Source organism: Methylobacterium sp. Leaf91 (assembly GCF_001422815.1).
Lineage (GTDB): Bacteria > Pseudomonadota > Alphaproteobacteria > Rhizobiales > Beijerinckiaceae > Methylobacterium.
In genome coordinates, this window is sequence record NZ_LMMP01000015.1 from 25,921 (window position 1) to 45,697 (window position 19,777).

Consider the following 19,777-nt stretch of genomic DNA (forward strand, 5'->3'; position numbering starts at 1 on the left):
GGCCCTCGTCAAAAGATGGAGGGGGTCCGTCTGCGCGAAGGGATGCCGACGCCGCCCGGTTCATCGACGTTTGGGGGCGCCTCTACGGCGATCTCCACGGCCGGGGGCAGCTGCGCGACCTGTTTGGCGCGAGACGGCGCCACCTTCCCGACGCGCTCGATCCTGACGCCGACATAGTCGCCCCGCCTCCAGGCGAGCTTCACCATGCAGACGAAGTCACGGCCGATGATGCGGAGCAGAAAGGAAGGCGGCAAAGCTTGGTAGGACGGGATGCCGAGCTTGGCACCGGATTTGGAGACGTCCTTCACGGTGCAGGGGATTTCGCTGCCGTCCGGAAGGCGGATATTGGCGATCCAGTTGGTTGAGTTCCGGTCCTCGCGCCGCGGCACCGGATCCTGCGACTCGCCCGTCTCTTTGTCCGACCGCACTTAAGACGCTCCGGCGTTTCGCCATTACTCGCATCGGCATAAGCCGAGAACGTTTACGGACATCTACTGGCAATCGGAATTTCTCGCGGTGCTTGGCGACCGATACGCGAGGTCGCGCGATCCGAAGCATAAGGCATCGCGGACTTCATCGTCTCCGGATCGGCCCAGATGCGAGGGGACTTCGCCAGCCAAAAGATGCACCTGATCACCCCCACAAAGGCTGGATTGGACCATCACAGGCGCTGCTGGAGAAGCACCCGCCGGACGCAGGCGGTCATAATCCAACCGCACGGACATGTTTTCGAGTTCTCGAATTCACACTTTTCTTCTAAGAGGAAGAGAGTGTCCGACCGCCGTTCGCAAACGGTATCGCAGACTTTCCTACGAACTAAGCTTGACAATCGAACGTGACGGCGGGGGCGGCAGTGGCTAAGGGGCGGGAATCGGCCGAGATCATTTCGGCGTTGGCAAGTTGCCGGACAGCGTTCATCGGCGTCGCGGTGATGAGCGGTTTGGTCAACATTTTATATCTGACCGGATCGTTCTTCATGCTCGAAGTCTACGACCGCGTCATTCCGAGCCGCAGCGTGCCGACACTGGTCGGCCTGGTGATCCTCGCCCTCGTTCTCTACGGATTTCAGGGCATTCTGGAGACGATCCGCTCGCGTATCCTTGCACGCGTCGGCGCGGCTCTGGACGAAGCCCTCAGCGCGCGGGTGTTCGACATCGTCGTACGGGCTCCCCTGAAGGGTGCCACCCCGGGCGACGGGCTGCTGCCCCTGCGCGATCTCGACCAGTTGCGTGCCTTCCTCGGCGGCACGGGCCCCTCGGCCTTCTTCGATCTGCCGTGGATGCCGATCTACGTCTTCATCTGCTTCCTCTTCCACCCCCTCATCGGCGTCGCCGCGCTCGTGGGCGCCGCGGTCCTGGCCGTCCTCGCCCTGACCACGGATCGCTCGACGCGTGGGCCCTCGCAGACCGCCACGGCCCACGGCATGCGCCGCAACGGATTGGCGGAAGCCGGCCGCCGCAATGCCGAGGTGCTCGCCGCCATGGGAATGCAGGGACGTTTCGCCGATCGCTGGGGTGGTGCCAACCGCGACTACATGCAGTCGCAGATGAACGTCTCGGACGTCGCCAGCGGTTTCGGTGCGGGCTCGAAAGTGTTCCGCATGGCGCTGCAATCGGGTGTGCTCGCCCTCGGTGCATGGCTCGTCATCAACAATCTGGCTTCGGCCGGCGTCATCATCGCCTCGTCGATCCTCGTCGCCCGTGCCCTGGCTCCCGCGGAACTCGCCATTGCGAACTGGAAGGGATTCGTTCAGGCGCGCCAGAGTTGGGCGCGGCTCTCGGAGCTGTTCGCGCGACTGCCTGCCGCCGAACAGCCCCACGCGCTGCCCGCTCCGTCGCAGAGTCTCGTCGCCGAGAACGTCACCCTTGCTCCGCCCGGAACCCAGCGCATCGTCGTCCAGGATGTCAGCCTTTCGCTGCAGCGCGGACAGGGGCTCGGAATCATCGGCCCGAGCGCGTCGGGCAAGTCCAGCCTCGTCCGCGCCATCGTCGGCGTCTGGCCTCCCGTTCGCGGCAAGGTCAGGATCGACGGCGCGGCCATCGACCAATGGTCCAGCGCCGATCTCGGACCGCATATCGGCTTCCTGCCCCAGGAAGTGGAGCTGTTCGCGGGCACCATCGCCGAGAACATCGCCCGGTTCGATCCCAACGCCCAATCGGGTGCCGTCATCGCGGCGGCCAAATCGGCGGGCATCCACGAGATGATCCTGCGCCTCACGGAAGGCTACGACACCCGGATCGGGGAGGGCGGCGCCGGCCTGTCGGCGGGTCAGCGCCAGCGTGTCGGCCTGGCGAGGGCGCTTTATGGCGACCCCTTCCTCGTGGTGCTGGATGAACCCAACTCAAATCTCGACGGGGAGGGCGAGAACGCCCTGACCCAGGCCATCGTCGGTGTGCGGCAGCGCGGCGGCATCTGCATCGTCGTGGCGCACCGCCCCAGCGCCCTGGCGGCCGTCGACATGATCCTGATGATGGCCGACGGGCGGGCCCAGGCCTTCGGCCCCAAGGACGAGGTGCTCAAGCGCGTCCTCCGGTCGACCCCGGCTCCCGCCGCCGAGCCCGTCGCCGCACAACGAACCGGCGCGAACGTCGCCACCCTGCAGGAGAGCGCGTGATGGCCATCGCACTGTCGCCCGTCGGACTTCCCGCCGCCCAGGTCCGCCCCACGGCCAACGGGTCCATCCGCCGCCACCTTGCCGTCGCCATCGGTGTCGGCGCCGTCCTCGTCGTCGGCATCGGGGGCTGGGCCACCTTCACGATGATCTCGGGAGCGGTGATCGCTCCGGGGCAGCTCATGGTCGAATCGGATGTGAAGAAGGTCCAGCATCCCACCGGCGGCGTCGTCGGTGAGTTGCGGGTGAAGGAGGGCGCACGGGTCAAGGCCGGCGACATCCTGATCCGCCTCGACGAGACCCAGACCCGCGCCAATCTCGACATCATCCTGAAGGCGCTCGACGAATTCGCGGCCCGCCGCGCCCGCGACGAGGCGGAGCGTGACGGCGCATCCGAGATCACCTTCCCGGCGGATCTCCTGGCCCGCAAGGCCAAGGATCCGTCCGTCGCGCATCTGGTGGACAGCGAAACCCGCCTGTTCCACGCCAGGGTCGCCGGCCGCGAGGGCCAGAAGGCGCAGTTGCGCGAGCGCGTCTCCCAGCTCGGCGAAGAGATCAAGGGCCTCACCGAACAGGCCGCCGCCAAGGAGCGGGAAACGGCGCTGATCGGGACCGAGCTGAAAGGGGTGCGCGAGCTCTACGGCAAGAACCTCGTGCCGCTCTCGCGCGTCACGGCGCTCGAACGCGACGGCGCCCGGCTGCAGGGCGAGCGCGGGCAGCTCATCGCCTCCACCGCATCGGCCAAGGGAAAGATCACCGAGATCGAACTGCAGATCTTCCAGATCGATCAGGACATGCGCACCGAGACCGGAAAGGAACTCGCGGAGATTCGCGGCCGCTGGTCGGAATATGTCGAGAAGCGCATCGCCGCGGAGGATCAACTCAAGCGCATCGACATGCGCTCGCCTCAGAACGGCACGGTCCACCAACTGACCGTGCACACGATCGGCGGTCTCGTGGTTCCCAGCGAGCCGGCGATGCTGATCGTGCCCGACGCCGACAAGCTCATCGTCGAAGCGAAGATTCAGCCGCAGGACATCGACAACGTGCGTGTGGATCAGCGCGCGGTCCTGCGCTTCCCGGCCTTCAACCAGCGGGTGACGCCCGAGATCGACGGGATCGTGAGCCGGGTTTCCGCCGACGTCTCGCAGGACCCGAAGAGCGGCATGACCTACTACACCGCGCGCATCCGCATGACGGAGGATCAGGTGGAGCGCCTCGGCAAGGTCCAGCTCGTGCCCGGCATGCCTGTGGAAGCGTTCATGCAACTCGGGGACCGCTCGGTCATCTCCTACCTGACTAAGCCTCTGACGGACCAGATCGCCAAGGCTTGGCGCGAACGTTGACGGCTCCGAGAGGCGAAGCATGGAGACCCCGACCATGCGTCGGGGCGAGAGTTTGAAGAATCCGCATCATGGGCAGGTCGGTTGCATCTTGCCTTCAGGCGCTCAAGCCTGATATGGCAACCGCCTTTCCGCGATGCGTGAACTGCCATCGCCGAGGACGCCTTACCGAGGTGCCTCGTTCCCGAGACCCTATGGACAGGCGGCGGGCTCAAACCCGGCCGACGTGAGACCGATGAAGATTCGCAACTCCCTCAAGTCCCTCCGTGGCCGTCACCGCGACAACCAGCTCGTGCGCCGTAAGGGCCGCGTCTACGTCATCAACAAGACGCAGAAGCGCTTCAAGGCCCGCCAGGGCTGAGGCTGCGGGCTGCCCGGCAATTCGGGGCAGCCGCGTCAAGCCTGCCTGTTGACGGCGGCGTGAAGGGCGAGGAAGCTCGCTCTCATGACGCTGTCCCGGCACCTCGGCATTCTTTTCAACGCTGCGCTCCTGAGCGCCGCGTTTTTTTCGTTCGGGGCATCGTCCGCCGACGCTCTGCCTCAAGCGAGTCAGGGCCGGGAGACCGGACAGGTCAGGGAAACCGAGAAGGATGCACCCAGGAAGGTGCAGGCGCCGAGCCTCGAAGATCTCTATGCGAGGCTGAAGGCGTCCGAGGACGATGCCGAGGCCAAGGGTATCTCCCGCCTGATCGAGCAGCGTCTCGGGCGGTCCGGCAGCGCCACTGCGGATCTCCTCACCGAACGTGCCCGCCAGGCGATGTCGGGCCGCGATTATGCCCTCGCCGTCGAGTTGATGGACCGCGCCACCACCCTCGAGCCGCAATGGGCGGAGGGCTGGAACCGGCGGGCCACGGTGTTCTGGCTGCTCACCGACCAGACCAATGCCGTGGCCGACCTGCAGCGGACGCTGGTGCTGGAACCGCGACATTACGAGGCCTGGGCGGCACTGGGCCGGATCTACCTATCGATGGATGACAAGCGCCGTGCCCTCGACGCTTTCAGGCGCGCCTCCGCCATCTATCCGCGCATGGAGAAGCTCCAGAGCGCCATCGACCGGCTTGTCCCCGAGATCGACGGACGGGACCTGTAACCGGACATGGTTCTTCTGCACTGGCTCGGCCTGATCGCGGGCGCGATGCTCGGATTGATCGTCAGCGTGCTCGCGGCCGGCGCTCTCGTGACCTTAATCGTCACCCTGCGGGTCGGCACCAAGTTCCCGCCGCTCGGCCCCTCCGTGGAAGTGGCGGGCGGACGGCTCGCGACGATCCAGGCCGGTCCGAATCCTTCCTCCAGGGGAACCATCGTGCTCCTGCACGGGGCTTCGGCCAATGCGGCCGATCCGATGGAAGGTGTCGGCCGCAGGCTCGCGGAGAGCGGTTTTCGCGTCATCGCCTTCGACAGGCCGGGATACGGCTGGAGCGACCGCCTCGGCGGCCGCGATATGGCGAGTCCGGCCGCACAGGGACACGCCATCGCGCAGGCTATCGAAGGTATCGGTACCGGCCGCGTGATCCTGATGGGGCATTCCTGGGCCGGTGCGCTGGCCACCGCCATTGCCCTCGACCATCCGGAGGTCGTGTCCGGCCTCGTGCTGGTGGCGCCGATGGCGATGCCGTTTCCCGCCATGGCGCCTCTACCATGGTATTACCGCCTCGCGTTGAAGCCCCCGGTCGCTTGGCTGCTCAGCCGCACCGTCGCGGCACCGCTCGGCCTCTACTATCTCGAACGCGCAGGGCGTGCGGCCTTCCGGCCGCAGGAAATTCCCGGAGATTATCTCGACCGTAGCCGCTCAGCCCTGGTGCTACGCCCCGCGACGATGTTGGCGAATCTCGAAGACCTGATCGGCCTACCCGCTGCCTTGGCGGCCCAGGCTCCGCGATACGGTACGATCGCCGTGCCGACGGTGATCGTCTCCGGCGATGCGGATGCCGCCGTGCCGGCGACGCGCCATGCGGAACCCTTGGCCAGGACTATCCCCGGCGCGCGCCTCGTTCTGCTGCCAGGCATCGGCCACATGGTGCCCTATATGGCGACGGATGCGCTCGTGGATGCCATTGAGCGCCTCGCCGCCGAGATCGGCGCGACGGAAACTGAACCCGTCGCGCCCTGACAGTCGATCAGGCTCTCGCGGCGTGATCGCGGGTGACGAAGGCGATCCGCACCAGGTTGGTAGCGCCCGGCGTCCCGAACGGCACGCCCGCCACGACGATGACCCGGTCGCCGATCTCGGCGAAGCGCTCGCGAACGGCGAATTTCGCCGCGCGGAAGGCCATGTCGTCCACGTCGCTCGCATCGTTGGTGACGATCGGGTGCGTGCCCCAGCACATGGCCAGCCGCCGGGCGGTCTCGCGCTTCGGCGTGAGGGCGATGATCGTGGCGTTGGGCCGCGAGCGGGCGAGACGCAGGGCCGTCGATCCCGAATGCGTCCAGGCCATGATGGCGGTGAGGCCGAGAGCACCGACCATCTGATGCGCCGCCGCCGCGATGGCGTCCGACGCGGTGGCATCGGGCTCGGAGCGCTGCGCCGTCAGGATCGTCCAGTAGAGCGCGTCGCGCTCCACCTGTTCGGCGATACGGCTCATCATCGAGATCGCCTCGATCGGGAAGGCGCCGGAGGCGCTCTCCGCCGACAGCATCACCGCATCCGCGCCCTCGTAGACTGCCGTCGCCACGTCCGAGACCTCGGCGCGGGTGGGGACCGGCGCGGTGATCATCGATTCCAGCATCTGGGTCGCGACCACGACGGGCTTGCCCAGACGCCGCGCACCACGCGTGATCCGCTTCTGAACGCCGGGCACCTGTTCGAGCGGCATCTCCACGCCGAGATCGCCGCGCGCCACCATGATGCCGTCGGAGATCTCGATGATCTCATCGAGACGGGTCAGCGCCTGTGGCTTCTCGATCTTCGCCATGACCAGCGCGCGGCCGGCGGCGACCTTCTTCACCTCGGCCACGTCCTCAGGGCGCTGGACGAAGGAGACCGCGATCCAGTCTGCGCCGGCATTGAGGCCGGCCTCGAGATCGCCGCGGTCCTTTTCGGTCATCGCCGCAACCGGGATCACCGTGTCGGGCAAGGACACGCCCTTGCGGTTGGAAATCCTGCCGCCGATGACGACCTCGGTCACCGCGCGTCCCTCGGAGACTTCGGTCACGACGAGGCGCAGCTTTCCGTCATCGATGATGACGACGTGGCCGGGCTCGAGCGCGGACAGAATCTCGGGGTGAGGAAGGTAGACGCGATGGATGTCGCCCGGCGTCGGATCCGAATCGAGCACGAAGGAGGCCCCGTTCTCGAGGATCGCGCTGCCCTCGGCGAAGGCGGCGACCCGCAGCTTCGGGCCCTGGAGATCCACCAGGACGGCGATGGGCCGGCGCAACTCGCGCTCGATGGTACGGATCACCTCGATCTTCTCGGGCAATTTCTCGCGCGGAAGGTGGCTCATGTTGAGCCGGAACACATCCGCACCGGCGCGGAACAGTTTCTCGATCATCTCCGGCGTATCGGAAGCCGGACCGAGGGTGGCGATGATCTTCGTGCGGCGCGAGCGTTTCACTCCGGTCTCCCGTTTTCTTATGATTCCGCCTGTCGTGACCGACCGGACGAATGGAGGGCGAGCGGTCACAAGCACCGGGGCGGGTCGCGCGTCAAGGCTCTGTAGCGACCAACGTATTCTTCGATCGATCTGGAGCTTTGGTCGCGGGAGCAATGCGATGAGTCGAGCGTAAGCGGTGTCCTCAGGACCCGTCCCTCAGGGCTGGGGTGGCCGGGTGAGCCCACGGCAGCAAGTTGTCGAGACAGCAGGGTTGGGAGTGCGCTCGGCGACGAGGGTAATGACGTCGGCGAAGAAGGCGCGTGGCGCCAAGCCGTTCCGTTTGGCGGTTTCGACGAGCGAGGCGATCCCTGCCCAGTGCCAGCTCCCCGCGTGCGACCAGGCAAACAGTGCGTTCTCGCGCATCCGTGCCAGGGGCCGGCTCGTACGCTCAACCATGTTCGAGACTGTCTCGAATCCGTCCGTCATCGAACACCAGGCTCAAAGCCGCCCAGCGGATCACCTTGGCCAGCTTGCGCCTGCGCAACCCACCCCCGCCGCCCCGTCAGGGACTATGAAAGCTATCCAGCACCCTGGCCAAGCCCCACATCGGCTCCTACGTCTGCCTTCTAATCAAAGAGGCTGATCACCGTCGAACGGTTCGCAGCAGCCTGTGGAATTGCTTCAAACCACTTATCCGGCGAGGCCGCGCGTTACCTGCATTCGCGTACTCACGCCACCATCGTCCTGTTTTACCAGCGAGGGGGTCAAAACATAGGCTCTGATAGTATCCTTAATCGCACGTCGCCTAACAACATTCTTAAAGGTGGCGCCACGGCGAGCAAGCTTATTAGCCAGCAGATCCATATCCTGCCCATTTAACGAAACGACCATAACTTGTCCATCAATCGGTGCTATAATACGGTCTTGACGGATGATATCAAGAAGTCGTCGCGCTCCCTTTCGACTAAGAAAGTAGCCATCTAATCCCGCCGCCTGGACTTTAGAATCCTTATTGAACTCCAGCATAGCCTGAATCACTGGCACAGTTTTTTGCGTATCCTTGTAAAATGTCGATTTTTTATAAATCATTCGGTTGTTCGCGTAGCAAAGATCATAGTCTTCTGGAATATCAAGCTCTGCAAAGCGAAGCGGAAAAGCCCGGATCGGCGCGGCGTCATCCTCAAGGACCAATGCATTATCGACATCGCCAGACGCAATTTTTTGCCAGACACTAATATGGCTTAAGGCACAGCCCAGTTCTCCGTCGCTTAACGAACGACTCGGTGTCTGAGAGAAAAAACGCGTCAGAGCGTCAACTTTACTACCGTCTACACCAGAAACTCGCTCAAAAGACAAATCGAATGAAGCGAACCGCTCACGGGCCCGCTCTAGCCTATTAATATCTCTATCGAGGTTTATAAGGTATATTGAATAGTCAATCTGAGTATTATTCATAATTATTTTTCCCGTTTTTACTGTGCAGCCAGCTTTCTTATCAGCGCATCGCTCCGTTCATAATGCGGCAAGACCAGCAGCCTTATTACGTAAAATTTTAAGATGTCGCCGAGCGAGTTGTTCAAGCTTCAAACTATGCAAATCACTTTTGGCATATTTGATAATCTTAACCAACTCCTCCACATCGACGCCCTGATTCTTACGAATAAATCTTGCAAACGCATCTATTGACCCATCGCGACTTTCGGCATCATACGGATCGATAACTGCCAGCCTTCGCAATGCATTTCCCAATGAAAACATATCACGGGCCGCTCTTAGCACTACAATAGCTTTGCGAATATGCTCCGGCTCAGCATTCATCACAACTCTATTGGCCAATCGGCACGCGACAAGATTTTTTCCATGTTCAAAGCAGTATTGAGACATATTTAATAAAAACTCTACATCCTTCCGGCGGGCGCGCCGAATTGATCGCACATAGGCACGGCTTTTACGCTGCCCGGAGATCACGTCGACGGCGAGCTTCTTGAGCAAATCAAGGCGTCCGAGGTACCTCGATGCTGCATGCCCAACGAACGTCACAGGAATGTGCTCAGCATTTGGGGCGTCAATGAGATTGATATGCTTTGCATCGAAATGAAGGGGGTCGTAAACGAAGGTTATATTAGCGCTTTTGTTAAGAACTGTATTTAAGCTCTCATTTTTTAACTTGACCATATGGGAAAAACGCGCCCATCGTTTGTCAAAAGGCGGCTCTTCAAAGTTCGGCGTCACCTGAGGAACAATAGCCAGGATATTGGAGATCTTTAATCTCTCCGAAAAATATAATGACGCGTACGCCCCCATACTGACACCATAAGACGAGACAATTTCATATCCGGATGCGATCTTTTCACCCAATACAAGGGCGGCTTCCATCTCCTGAACGTGCCACCAATGGCTGGAATTTGAAATAAAGCACAGAAGATCAAACCCTCGCGAAGACAGAAATTTCTCAGCAAATCCCAACTTACTTATGTCGGCTTTAGAAATCACCGCAGGAGTAAACGTTATAACTAATATTTTGCTTTGGGTAGCTTGCTGTACCCTGACAAGCTGGACCGCCTTAGTATCATAAATAATACTACGCGTTACAGGCCTATGTTCCGGCATATCGACAGGATCTTGCATAAGATAAACTCGATGCTCGAATTCGCAGTGGATTGCTTCGGCGCTAGCCGCCGAAGCTTTACAAGACTATTTTAATCAAACCAAAATTATCCTGGATCTACCAGTCGGCATTATGAGCCCGTGTTTCGAGCAAGGATCGGGCTTGTTCCTCCGATAATCGTTGAATTTGTATAATCAAAGGAGCCATAAGGCATTCCGTAATCTTCTACGTTACCAATCTTGATATATGGCTTTTCTACGAGCTGGTTGTAAGTATAAAATATTGCATTCTGGTCGACCCACCAAGCTTTCTTTCCACTCTTCAATACAGCGTGCAAATGGCCCGCCATATCCTTTGCCATCAGATGCGCGGCATAGCGACCGTTCATGCTATCGGTGAGGCATACACACGCGGCGTTAACTTGAAGCCAGGGACAAGTCCGAGGGAAACGATAAATGTGTCGCGTATTATTTACGTCGCCCAAGCCCATCTTCCGGTGATTTTGAACTGTTCTTATGGTGTCATATATACGCAGCGCGATATCAAATTTATGACTCCTTATGCCAGTGATGAGTTCGATCGGGTCTTTTCTAAAGCTGACATCGATATCTGTTAGGAGAACGTGCGAGGCTACCTTTTCGATGAACAGGGGCGCCTTCAAGAATCTCATGCTTGCATAATAAGCTGGGTTGACATCTTTTTTAGGCTCGAAGGAGAAAGAAACGGGTGCAAAGGCAAGAAGGTCATCAAGGAGATCTTTCAAATCTTCTTTTGAACCCGATATATGAAAATGTACGCGCGCCTTGCTCCCCACATCCCGCAATGATTTTATATAATCTGTTGCATACCGACGAAAATACACACTATCGGCACAGCAAACCAAAGCATCATCGGTAAAATCGGAAAGATAGAATTCGATGTCTCGGTTATCCAAGAGATAGTCTGCATCATCGCTCTCATTCATTTCGAGCAGGAAACTCGTCGCCCCGGATTGCGCAAACGGACTATCATCGGCCGAACAGGCCGAAAAACAGTTCCAGGCGGCTCGTTTATCCCCCTTCAGGAAGGCACTGATACCCAGGACCATCTGAGCATGATAATCATCCCGGCCTTTTAGAAAATCTTCGACAAAATCAAGTAATTCGTTTCTATATTTATCATTATCCCAAAATGATACCGTATTACTTGTCTTTTGGAGATACAAGAGAACAACGCGAGAATGCGTATCCGGATTGTCTCGAATGCGGGATCTCAGAGTTTCGAGGATGAGCTGTTTCGTATCTTCTTCTGCAGCATCCGCATAAGTAAATAGCTCTTTATTATTGACAAAGTCCAAAACCTCACTCAGAGAACCGACTTTTAGGAATTGGGCCAAAGATTCCTCGGAGAGAGTGGATGCTAAACCCAATACCTGGAGCTTACCTTCATCGTTTCGAAACTTTTCACGCAGCCCTTGGATGAATGCGAGCCCTCCCGAATCCTTAATGACATTCAGGTTTGCCCCAATGACTGCACCTATTTCCTCGAAATAAGATTTATCTTGATATTGGAACTGCGAAATAATTGTCTTAACTACGTTGGCAAGGTCCCTCGTGGCGAGAACTGGATCGTACTTGAACCCGTCCCCTGCTGCCTTTAATGCGCCTGAAATATTCTTTTGGAACAAAAGGCCATAAATCTTCAACTTGTTGTAATCATACCCTTTCTTCGAATTCTTGAGTATCCTTGCAACAGCTGTCTTGACGGCTCCCGCCTTGTAATCCTGCTTAACTCTGTTGTATTTCTTTGTCTTGATCTCCGCCATTACTTTTCCAGCTCTTGCGGCTGCTTGGGAGCTGTTTTTTAAATCCACTTCCGATAAAGCTTCCAGCGCGGGAAGCGCCTCCCCTAGAGCACTATGGAGGTCCGCAATCGCCAGATGAGCCTTTGAGCGCAAAGACGGTGATTCGTTGGATAAATCTTTGAAATCTGAAATGAGCTCCAAGACTTCCGTTCGCTTGGGCGTGCGAAAAAAATGAACTTTAAGAACTTTTGATTTACGATGGGACAGCGCTCGATATTTGGTCTGATCAGACTTCATGAATGAGCTCCTTAATCAATGCAGAGTTTATGAACTAAGCTGGTCATGCAGGCTGCGGTCGGCATTCTTCATCCAGTAGAGCCGGCGAGGCTTCTGGCATTCCATGCCCGCAAAGTCTATCACGGGGCCCCCGCCGGCTGGCTCGGATCCGTGAGCTGGATCGTCCAGCTTTTCTGCTCGCCGGTATCGACCTCATAGAAGCCGTTGCGATCGAACCCGCGGGCGAGGCAATCCTCGACGCCGTGGATCGTGAACTCGGCGTCCTTGGTGCACATCAACGAGCGACCGTTCCATTCTCCGCCGCGAGTATAGTCCACGGCGAACACGTAATAGAATCTCGAGGCGAGTGCCCCGCGCAGCAGGGTCTCGCAGCCCTTGGGGGCCACGTCCCACCAGCCTTCCGTCACCCACCCCTGGCCGTCGCGATATCCAAGTGCGATGCCGACCTTGCTCCCGGTTTGGTTGCACATACGGAGGTCCGCTTGGGCCGGCAAGGGCCGAGCGACGAGGCAGGCAAGAACGAGGCCGGCCAAGACCGCCCCCCGCCCGTAAATGGGAGAGGGTCGGCGACAGCTCACGTCGTCAACCGACGAGAATGATACGGCAATCATTGACATTGGTGCGTGTGGGACCCGGTTGGACGAGGTCGCCGATCGTGGCGAAGAACTTCGTCGAATCATTGTCCGCCAGCATGGCAGCCGGGTCGAGGCCGGCGGCGCGGGCGCGCTCCAGTGTGGTCGGGTCGACAAGCCCGCCGGCTGGATCGGTGGCCGCGCCACGTCCGCCATCGGTCCCGTCGGTATCGGCGGCGATGCCGAGGATGCCGGATTCGCCATCGAGGCCGATCGCGAGGGCGAGGGCGTATTCCTGGTTCGGGCCGCCATGGCCCTCACCGACGATGGTCACGGTGAGTTCGCCACCGGAGATGATCGCCACCTTGCGGCCGGCCGCCTTCATCTCCTTGGCGAGGGCGGCGTGTTCCGCCGCGACCTCACGGGCTTCCCCCTCCACATCGGGGCCGAGCATCACGACCTCGTAGCCGGCGCGCTTCGCGGCCTCCGCCGCTGCATCCAGGGCGTCGATGGGACGGGCGATGATGCGGTACTCGGCGCGGGCGAAGGAAGGGTCGCCCGCCTTCGGCGTCTCGTTGGCCGGGTCGTTGAGGAGCGCCTTGGCGGTCTCCGGCAAGGGAATGTTGCGGCGCTCGCAGATCTCGCGCGCGTCGGCGAGCGTCGAGGGGTCGGGCACGGTCGGGCCCGAGGCGATCACCGCCGGATCGTCATGCGGCACGTCGGAAATCGCCAGCGTCAGGATCGAGCGCGCGTTGCGGGCCATCATGGCCAGCCGGCCGCCCTTGATCCGGGACAGGTGCTTGCGCACCGCGTTGATCTCGTTGATCGGCGCGCCGGAGCGCAGCAACGCCTTGGTGATCGCCTGTTTCTCGCCGAGGGTGAGATCGCCGGCGGGCGCGATCCAATTCGCCGATCCGCCACCCGAAAGCAGCACCAGCACATCGTCCTCCGGACCGGCATCGGCGGCGATCTTCAGGGCGTCGATAGTGGCATCGATGCCGGCCTGGTCCGGTACCGGGTGTCCGGCCTCGACCATGCGGATCATCGGGGCTTCTTCGCCGTAGCCGTGGCGGGCCACCGCCAGACCGACGATGCGGCTCTCGTCGACGCCGTGCTGCTCCCGGTAGAACCGGCTCGCGACCGCGGCCATGCTTCCGCCGGCCTTGCCGGCACCGAGGATGATCAGCCGACCCGTGCCGGGGGCGGGCAGATGCGGCACCAGGCAGCGGGAGGGATGCGCGGCGGTGATCGCCTCGTCGAGGAAGCCGAGAAGCAGGCCGCGAGCGGCGTCGTGGGACGAAGAGGAGGGAGCGGGCGAAGCGTGTGAAGGCGCGGTCATGGCGTGTCCGTGTCTCATCAAGGTCCGATCGCGCGGGCCGGATTGCTTGTCCGCCGGATTATTGCCGTGGCGGCGCGATCGCCTATACGTGCTGTGCCCGAGCCCTGCCGCCTCGGCAAGCGTGCGATGACCCGACCGGCGGCGTGTTTCATGCCTGAAGAGGGGGATTTCCTCCCGATCGGCCCCGAAGGACCGTGCCCGCCTCATGTTTCCGCCGCATCCCGTCGAGACGATTCCCGGCGATCCCGCCTCGGGTCTCCTCCTTATCTGCGAGCATGCCTCGAATCACGTTCCGGAGGATCTGGCGCAGCTCGGGGTGCCCGAGCGGGAATTCGCGCGCCACATCGCCTACGATATCGGCGCGGCCGAGGTCACCCGGCGGCTTGCGGCCCATCTCGGCGTGCCGGCCATCCTCACGAGGTTCTCACGCCTGGTCATCGATCCCAACCGGGGGCGCGAGGACCCGACGCTGGTCATGCGTCTGTCGGACGGCGCCGTGGTGCCGGGCAATGCCAGGATCGACGAAGCCGGAAAGGAGGAGCGCATCCGGCGCTTCTATGTGCCCTTCGACGAAGCAGTGGATACGGCCGTCGCGCAGGCCACGGAGGCAGGCGTGCCGCCCTCCATCGTCACGATGCACAGTTTCACGGCCTCGTGGCGCGGCTATATGCGGCCCTGGCATGTGGGCATCCTGTGGGACAGGGACGACCGTATGAGCGCGCCCCTCATCGCCGGGCTCCGCACCGACCCGGCCGGGCTGACGGTGGGCGATAACGAGCCTTATGGCGGCGGCCTGCCGGGTGACACGATCGATCGCCACGCCATCGCACGCGGCCTTCCCAACGCCCTCGTGGAGATCCGGCAGGATCTCATCGCCCTGGAGCCGGGCCAGATCGAATGGGCGGCGCGTTTCGCCAAGCTCCTCCGACCGCTGATGCCGAAAGACGGCTGACCTTCATTCCGCGATGAACAGAGAGCACATACGAAAGCGGCGGAGCTCAGGCCCCGCCGCTTTCGTCATTCCGTCGGCCTCTGTTTAGCGGGGGCCGCCCGAGGTACGGCCGTACTGCCAGACCGGGAAGCTGTTCTGCTCGGCATTGCCTTCCTGGGCGGAATCGACGCTGCGGCGGCTGACGACCGACCCGGTGGTCAAGTCGTCATCGGCGACGACCTGACGGCCTGCACTGCCGGGAGCCGCATAGGCCGAGATACCGGCGGGCGCATTATAGCTCTGAGCGAGAGCAGGCGAAGCAACGACGCCGAGGCTCAAAGCAACAGCAGCGACGGCGGAAGCGAGACGAGTATTCATGACTAAGTCCTATTGAATGTCGCGGTCTCCGTCAGAGGGCGGTGGGCCGTGAGTTCTTGTGTAGCCCCGATGTAGGACGAACCCTGCCGCAACGTCGTGCGGTTTGGCACCTGCATGCGCGAGACGCCGGACGAGCGCTGATTTGAGGCCCTGCGATGCGCCAGGCGCAAGAGAGCGAAGAGAAATGTCCGGCGCCTCCCGCATTCTCGCGGGAGGTCATGCGCGCGCAGGGACGCCGGGAAAGCCATGCGTCCGAAAGCCATGCGCCCGAAAACGGGACCGCGCGTCAGCGATGGTATATCCTCGCGTGAAAGCGGTGACCGCCCGCGAGCCGAAGGATGAGGAAACTGCCATGACCGAGATCGACACCGCCACGCAGACCGAATTGGAAGCCGCGGTGTTCCGCCGCCTCGTGGCGCATCTGCAGACGCGCAGCGACGTCCAGAATATCGACCTCATGAACATGGCCGGCTTCTGCCGCAACTGCCTGTCGAACTGGATGAAGGACGCCGCCGACGAGCGCGGCCTGGGCCTCAGCAAGGACGAGACCCGCGAGCGCGTCTACGGAATGCCCTACGAGGAATGGAAGCGGCTGAACCAGGCCGAGGCCACGCCCGAGCAACAGTCGGCCTTCTCGAAGGCGCAAGCCGAGCCGCACTAAGCTTCCGGTAAGCGTGATCGCTTAACCAGCCTCTTCCGGCGCATCCCACCCGATGCGCCCCAGATCAGGAATTGAGACGCTCATGGCCGCTTCCGCCGCACCCGCCGTCGATGCCTCCTCGGTTGCCGCCGACCAGCTCAAGAGCTTCATCGAGCGCATCGAGCGCCTGGAGGAGGAAAAGGCCGGCCTCGCCGGCGATATCAAGGACGTCTATGCCGAAGCCAAGGGCACCGGTTTCGACGTGAAGGCCCTGCGCAAGATCATCTCCCTGCGCAAGAAGGACCATGCCGAGCGGCAGGAGGAAGAAGCCATCCTGGAGCTCTACATGCAGGCCCTCGGCATGGTGTAGCCCGACATCGCGCGGCGCTCCATCGAGGCCGAAGGCGGCCGTCTTCCCCTGACCGACTGGGCGGAAGACGGGTCGAGCTGATGCTGACCGTGCTCACGCCACGTCGCACTGAGCCCGGCGGGCTCGCCTCCGCGCGGCGGCACGGACTGGCGTGCGACACGGCAGACCTCCTTCCTCACGACAAGAAATGAGGACCGGGCGGGAGGTGCTCGGTGCCTCCCGCCGCCTCAGCGCCGGGTCCGTTCGCCGCGCAGGGTGGCCCCGGCCTCGACGGCCCCACCCTTGGAGACGGCGATGCGCTGCGACAGGTAGATGCCGCGATGGCCCGAACAGGCATAGGCGGTGAAGCAAGCGACCGCGATGGCGACGCCGTGTGTCGCCCCGAACAGTTCGATCCCCATCAGCGTACAGGCAAGGGGGGTGTTAGCCGCTCCCGCGAAAACCGCCACGAAACCGAGAGCCGCCATCAGGTCGAGGGGTGCCCCCATCAGGCCACCCAGCGCATTGCCGAGGGCTGCACCGATGAAGAAAAGTGGCGTCACTTCCCCACCCTTGAAGCCCGAGGCCAGAGTGACGACGGTGAAGAGGATCTTCCAGGCCCAGGACCAGGGGTGGACCTCCGGCCCGAAGAAGCTCGCGATGCTCAGGCCTCCCGGATCCGGCGCCGCGACGCCGAGGCCGAGATAGTCACGGGTGCCCAGCGCATAGACGAGGCCGATCACGGCCATTCCACCCAGGACGGGGCGCAGGGGTCCGTAGGGAATCAAGCGCTTCAGCCAGCCGCCGAGGAGGTGGTTGGCTTCCGCGAAGACGAGCGCCACGAGCCCGAAGGCGATGCCGGCGACCGCTGCCTTTGCCAGCAGGCTCGGATCGAGGGCGATCGGGCCGGTCACGTCCGCGAGATAGGCGATGCGAAAGAGGGAATGATGGATGCCCCAGGCCTGGCAGGCCCAATCGCCGATGACAGACGCCAGCAGGCAGGGAATGAGCGCGCCATATTCCACCCGGCCGATCGCCAGGACTTCAAGAGCGAAGACGGCTCCGGCGATAGGGGTGCCGAACACCGCCCCGAACCCTGCGGCCACGCCTGCCATCAGCACGATGCGGGTGGCCGCCGGATCGAGCTTCGCCAGCCGCCCGATGCCGCTGGCGAGGCTGCCGCCGAGTTGCACCGCCGTACCCTCCCGCCCGGCCGAGCCGCCGAAGAGGTGTGTGACCACGGTGCCGAGAAAGATCAGCGGTGCCATGCGCAGGGGAACGCCGCCCCCGGGCTCATGAATCTGATCGACGATGAGGTTGTTGCCGCCCTCCACGCTGCGCCCGACACGGTGGTAGAGCAGGCCGATGGCGAAGCCCCCGACAGGCAGCAGGAACAGCAGCCACGGATGCGAGAACCGGGCTTTCGTCGCGACGTCGAGACTCCAGAGAAACGCTGCGCAAAGCGTGCCGACGACGGCCGCCAGCGGCACGAGGATCACCGCCCAGCGCGCGAACGCCACCACCCAAGCCGCGCATCGCCTCGTGGCGCGCTTAAGCCCGGCAAACCGATTTTTGAGGAAGGCGAGCATGGCTCCACCGTCTTGCTGAATGGCAAAAGGGTAGGAATCATCAGCCCTTATGGCGGTTCGGCTTACGCCCGGCAGAATCCATTGCCAGGGCCTTCGTGTCCCGTGGCCGGCAGCGCGTCAAGCCGGGGCGGCTCCCCGTACCCAACGATGCGCAGCCCATCACCGCCGCCCCGGTTTCGGCATCGACGCTGGTGGGCGACCCTCGCCGTCGCGACGTTCAGCGACCGGCGGCCACAGCGCGGGTGGACGATCCGGTGAAGCGCGCGGCGGTGAGGTCGTCGCCGGGGCTACGTCCCGAGAAACGGCTGCGCACGCCGCTTTCCGCCTGAGCGACGAAGCCGGCCGGCGCGGCATCGGTGCGAGCACGCGACGGGGCGACATGAACGGGCGAGGCGCGGCTAGCCGGCGCGGTCGAAGCGGCGGCCACCTCGAACAGGGCGCGCAATTGCGTCTTCGCGTCGGCATCGGCCGGCACGGGCCGGGCCAGGCGGGCGGGTGCGGCAGGAACGGTCGGCGTCGCGGCCATCCCGGTGGGGCCGAGGCTCGCCACCTGGATGGAAGGCCGCGGCGGCGGCAGAGGCATGGTGAGCGCAGCGGTGACGGCGGCGAGTTCCGAGGGCCGGCGTGGCGGCAGCGGCACGTCGATCAGGCTCGATTCTGCATCGGCGGCAGCGGTCGGTTTGGCGACCTCCTGGGTGAGGAGGCTCTGCGCATCGCGTTCGTCACGGCGCAGAAGAGCACCTTTGAGGGCATCGGACGCGGCCGGGGCGGCGTAAGCCAGAGCCTCGGGCGTGCCGGACTGGTCGTCCGGATCGGCACTGGCCACGAGAACGGTGGGCTTTGCCCGAGCCCTGGCCGGAGCTTCGGGCGGCGGCGCAGGGGTCTTGGAGCCGCCACCGAAGAGGCTGGCGAAGAAGCCCTTGATGCTCGGGCCGTCATCCTCCTCCACCGTCGCGACCTGGGTCACGCCGAGCACGGTGCCGCCACGGGCCAGCACTTCGGCACGGGCAAGCTCGTAACCCGGCAGGGGCCGGTTGTCGGCGGGCAGGTGCACGGTCTTGCCGTCGGGGAACAGGCGCGCCAGCTGGTCATGGCTCATGCGCGGCCAGGAACGGACCGACCCGACATCGAGATGGACGAAGGGCGAGCCGGCATGGGGATACCAGCCGACACCGCCGCGCTGCATCCGCATACCCACCGCACGAAGCTGGTCGATGGAGACATCCGGCAGGTAGAAATCCATCGCCTTGCCGAGCATGTGCTGGCTGAACTCGGCCACGGCGCGCGACCGGCGGCGCAGCATGGCGTTGGTGCCCGGTGACCGATAGGCCGAGACCACGGTGATCGGCTCCTGCGAGCCTACCGACCGGTAGGCCTCCCACACCGTGTCGAACAGGCGCGGGTCCATCTTGGTGGGCTCGTCCATGCGCCAGTCGCGCAGCATCCAGTTGAGCTGTTCCAGCGCGGCCCGGTCGTAGCGTCCGTCACGTTTAAACGTGATCGTGGCGCTTTCTTTCGTATGGGTATGGTAGATCGAGAGGGTGCGGGTATCGCCATTGGCGACCGCATCCTGCGTCCCCCGCGTGCCCGCGCCGAGCGCCAGGGCGATGCCCGATGCCACGATGATCGCGCGGCGTAGGCGAGGGCGGGAAGAGGCGTTGCGAAGATAGACGAGCAGGCGCGAGGCAGGCTGGGTGGATCGATCGGCCGGCTGGGCCTCTTCTCGTAGCGAACTGCCCACGATCGTCCTCACCTCTGCCAGACCGCGCGTTGTCGCGCGGATCATGGTGAACGCAAGGTTGCC

At 62.7% G+C, this 19,777-nt stretch carries 19 protein-coding genes and 1 riboswitch; of the genes, 8 read left to right on the forward strand and 11 right to left on the reverse strand.

Annotated elements, in window-relative coordinates; translation table 11 throughout:
* Nucleotides 1–8: 8 nt before the first annotated feature.
* Complete coding sequence (locus ASF32_RS13275) at nt 9–428, reverse strand: PilZ domain-containing protein (protein ID WP_056429175.1); 420 nt, start codon at nt 426–428, stop codon at nt 9–11.
* A 425-nt stretch (nt 429–853) separates the two neighbouring features.
* On the opposite strand from ASF32_RS13275, the gene ASF32_RS13280 reads away from it, so the two are divergent.
* The 5 genes from ASF32_RS13280 (at nt 854) to ASF32_RS13300 (ending at nt 6,064) form a co-directional block, all read left to right on the forward strand.
* Nucleotides 854–2,614, forward strand: a complete 1,761-nt coding sequence (locus tag ASF32_RS13280) for a type I secretion system permease/ATPase (protein WP_056429177.1) — start codon at nt 854–856, stop codon at nt 2,612–2,614.
* Nucleotides 2,614–3,957 carry an HlyD family type I secretion periplasmic adaptor subunit gene (locus tag ASF32_RS13285; protein ID WP_056429178.1) on the forward strand — a complete coding sequence of 448 codons (1,344 nt, stop codon included), beginning with the start codon at nt 2,614–2,616 and terminating at the stop codon, nt 3,955–3,957. The genes ASF32_RS13280 and ASF32_RS13285 overlap by 1 nt, the downstream gene beginning before the upstream one ends.
* Before the next feature lie 232 nt (nt 3,958–4,189).
* Nucleotides 4,190–4,315 (forward strand): type B 50S ribosomal protein L36, encoded by a 126-nt coding sequence (gene ykgO, locus ASF32_RS13290; RefSeq protein WP_003601867.1) that lies wholly within the window; start codon nt 4,190–4,192, stop codon nt 4,313–4,315.
* Nucleotides 4,316–4,399: 84 nt separating this feature from the next.
* Nucleotides 4,400–5,044, forward strand: coding sequence for a hypothetical protein (locus tag ASF32_RS13295; protein WP_056429180.1), 645 nt, complete (start codon nt 4,400–4,402; stop codon nt 5,042–5,044).
* 6 nt (nt 5,045–5,050) lie between these two features.
* Nucleotides 5,051–6,064 carry an alpha/beta hydrolase gene (locus ASF32_RS13300; RefSeq protein ID WP_056429182.1) on the forward strand — a complete coding sequence of 338 codons (1,014 nt, stop codon included), beginning with the start codon at nt 5,051–5,053 and terminating at the stop codon, nt 6,062–6,064.
* A gap of 7 nt (nt 6,065–6,071) precedes the next feature.
* Here ASF32_RS13300 and pyk read toward each other — a convergent pair whose 3' ends face one another.
* From pyk to ASF32_RS13320, 7 genes are all read right to left on the reverse strand, one after another.
* Nucleotides 6,072–7,508 (reverse strand): pyruvate kinase, encoded by a 1,437-nt coding sequence (gene pyk, locus ASF32_RS13305; protein WP_056429184.1) that lies wholly within the window; start codon nt 7,506–7,508, stop codon nt 6,072–6,074.
* 195 nt (nt 7,509–7,703) lie between these two features.
* Nucleotides 7,704–7,973, reverse strand: a complete 270-nt coding sequence (locus ASF32_RS13310) for a hypothetical protein (protein WP_056429187.1) — start codon at nt 7,971–7,973, stop codon at nt 7,704–7,706.
* Nucleotides 7,974–8,177: 204 nt separating this feature from the next.
* The gene (locus ASF32_RS24565) at nt 8,178–8,942 is read right to left on the reverse strand and encodes a glycosyltransferase family 25 protein (RefSeq protein WP_082470266.1); all 765 of its coding nucleotides are present in this window, start codon (nt 8,940–8,942) and stop codon (nt 8,178–8,180) included.
* Between the two features lie 57 nt (nt 8,943–8,999).
* The gene (locus tag ASF32_RS25340) at nt 9,000–10,115 is read right to left on the reverse strand and encodes a hypothetical protein (protein WP_156467806.1); all 1,116 of its coding nucleotides are present in this window, start codon (nt 10,113–10,115) and stop codon (nt 9,000–9,002) included.
* 110 nt (nt 10,116–10,225) lie between these two features.
* The gene (locus ASF32_RS25345; protein ID WP_156467807.1) at nt 10,226–12,175 is read right to left on the reverse strand and encodes a hypothetical protein; all 1,950 of its coding nucleotides are present in this window, start codon (nt 12,173–12,175) and stop codon (nt 10,226–10,228) included.
* 119 nt (nt 12,176–12,294) lie between these two features.
* Nucleotides 12,295–12,792, reverse strand: a complete 498-nt coding sequence (locus tag ASF32_RS13315; protein ID WP_280136559.1) for a DUF1036 domain-containing protein — start codon at nt 12,790–12,792, stop codon at nt 12,295–12,297.
* Nucleotides 12,758–14,086 (reverse strand): glycerate kinase, encoded by a 1,329-nt coding sequence (locus tag ASF32_RS13320; RefSeq protein ID WP_056429193.1) that lies wholly within the window; start codon nt 14,084–14,086, stop codon nt 12,758–12,760. The genes ASF32_RS13315 and ASF32_RS13320 overlap by 35 nt, the downstream gene beginning before the upstream one ends.
* A 205-nt stretch (nt 14,087–14,291) precedes the next feature.
* On the opposite strand from ASF32_RS13320, the gene ASF32_RS13325 reads away from it, so the two are divergent.
* The gene (locus ASF32_RS13325; protein WP_056429194.1) at nt 14,292–15,038 is read left to right on the forward strand and encodes an N-formylglutamate amidohydrolase; all 747 of its coding nucleotides are present in this window, start codon (nt 14,292–14,294) and stop codon (nt 15,036–15,038) included.
* 84 nt (nt 15,039–15,122) lie between these two features.
* On the opposite strand, the gene ASF32_RS13330 is transcribed toward ASF32_RS13325, so the two are convergent.
* Nucleotides 15,123–15,395, reverse strand: coding sequence for a hypothetical protein (locus ASF32_RS13330; protein ID WP_056429196.1), 273 nt, complete (start codon nt 15,393–15,395; stop codon nt 15,123–15,125).
* 352 nt (nt 15,396–15,747) lie between these two features.
* Here ASF32_RS13330 and ASF32_RS13335 point away from each other — a divergent pair, with 352 nt between their 5' ends.
* Together ASF32_RS13335 and ASF32_RS13340 are read left to right on the forward strand one after the other, a co-directional pair.
* Complete coding sequence (locus ASF32_RS13335) at nt 15,748–16,056, forward strand: DUF1244 domain-containing protein (RefSeq protein WP_056429233.1); 309 nt, start codon at nt 15,748–15,750, stop codon at nt 16,054–16,056.
* An 82-nt stretch (nt 16,057–16,138) separates the two neighbouring features.
* Nucleotides 16,139–16,405 (forward strand): DUF2312 domain-containing protein, encoded by a 267-nt coding sequence (locus tag ASF32_RS13340; RefSeq protein ID WP_018044356.1) that lies wholly within the window; start codon nt 16,139–16,141, stop codon nt 16,403–16,405.
* Between the two features lie 227 nt (nt 16,406–16,632).
* Here the strand turns inward: ASF32_RS13340 and ASF32_RS13345 are convergent, their stop codons facing one another.
* Together ASF32_RS13345 and ASF32_RS13350 are read right to left on the reverse strand one after the other, a co-directional pair.
* The gene (locus ASF32_RS13345) at nt 16,633–17,973 is read right to left on the reverse strand and encodes a voltage-gated chloride channel family protein (RefSeq protein ID WP_056429198.1); all 1,341 of its coding nucleotides are present in this window, start codon (nt 17,971–17,973) and stop codon (nt 16,633–16,635) included.
* A gap of 24 nt (nt 17,974–17,997) precedes the next feature.
* A riboswitch (Fluoride riboswitch) is annotated at nt 17,998–18,068 on the reverse strand.
* Nucleotides 18,069–18,190: 122 nt separating this feature from the next.
* Nucleotides 18,191–19,726: a DUF882 domain-containing protein gene (locus tag ASF32_RS13350; RefSeq protein ID WP_082470274.1), complete on the reverse strand. Its 1,536-nt coding sequence runs from the start codon at nt 19,724–19,726 to the stop codon at nt 18,191–18,193.
* Between the last annotated feature and the right edge of the window lie 51 nt (nt 19,727–19,777).

What these genes read in the sequence shown, in the direction of transcription:
- ASF32_RS13325 (WP_056429194.1), top strand. Translation starts at nt 14,292, where the DNA reads ATGTTTCCGCCGCATCCCGTCGAGACGATTCCCGGCGATCCCGCCTCG.
- ykgO (WP_003601867.1), top strand. Translation starts at nt 4,190, where the DNA reads ATGAAGATTCGCAACTCCCTCAAGTCCCTCCGTGGCCGTCACCGCGAC.
- ASF32_RS25345 (WP_156467807.1), bottom strand. Translation starts at nt 12,175, where the DNA reads ATGAAGTCTGATCAGACCAAATATCGAGCGCTGTCCCATCGTAAATCA.
- ASF32_RS13300 (WP_056429182.1), top strand. Translation starts at nt 5,051, where the DNA reads ATGGTTCTTCTGCACTGGCTCGGCCTGATCGCGGGCGCGATGCTCGGA.
- ASF32_RS13340 (WP_018044356.1), top strand. Translation starts at nt 16,139, where the DNA reads ATGGCCGCTTCCGCCGCACCCGCCGTCGATGCCTCCTCGGTTGCCGCC.
- ASF32_RS13315 (WP_280136559.1), bottom strand. Translation starts at nt 12,792, where the DNA reads ATGTCAATGATTGCCGTATCATTCTCGTCGGTTGACGACGTGAGCTGT.
- ASF32_RS13335 (WP_056429233.1), top strand. Translation starts at nt 15,748, where the DNA reads ATGACCGAGATCGACACCGCCACGCAGACCGAATTGGAAGCCGCGGTG.
- ASF32_RS13330 (WP_056429196.1), bottom strand. Translation starts at nt 15,395, where the DNA reads ATGAATACTCGTCTCGCTTCCGCCGTCGCTGCTGTTGCTTTGAGCCTC.
- ASF32_RS13310 (WP_056429187.1), bottom strand. Translation starts at nt 7,973, where the DNA reads ATGACGGACGGATTCGAGACAGTCTCGAACATGGTTGAGCGTACGAGC.
- ASF32_RS13295 (WP_056429180.1), top strand. Translation starts at nt 4,400, where the DNA reads ATGACGCTGTCCCGGCACCTCGGCATTCTTTTCAACGCTGCGCTCCTG.
- ASF32_RS13320 (WP_056429193.1), bottom strand. Translation starts at nt 14,086, where the DNA reads ATGACCGCGCCTTCACACGCTTCGCCCGCTCCCTCCTCTTCGTCCCAC.
- ASF32_RS25340 (WP_156467806.1), bottom strand. Translation starts at nt 10,115, where the DNA reads ATGCAAGATCCTGTCGATATGCCGGAACATAGGCCTGTAACGCGTAGT.
- ASF32_RS24565 (WP_082470266.1), bottom strand. Translation starts at nt 8,942, where the DNA reads ATGAATAATACTCAGATTGACTATTCAATATACCTTATAAACCTCGAT.
- ASF32_RS13345 (WP_056429198.1), bottom strand. Translation starts at nt 17,973, where the DNA reads ATGCTCGCCTTCCTCAAAAATCGGTTTGCCGGGCTTAAGCGCGCCACG.
- ASF32_RS13285 (WP_056429178.1), top strand. Translation starts at nt 2,614, where the DNA reads ATGGCCATCGCACTGTCGCCCGTCGGACTTCCCGCCGCCCAGGTCCGC.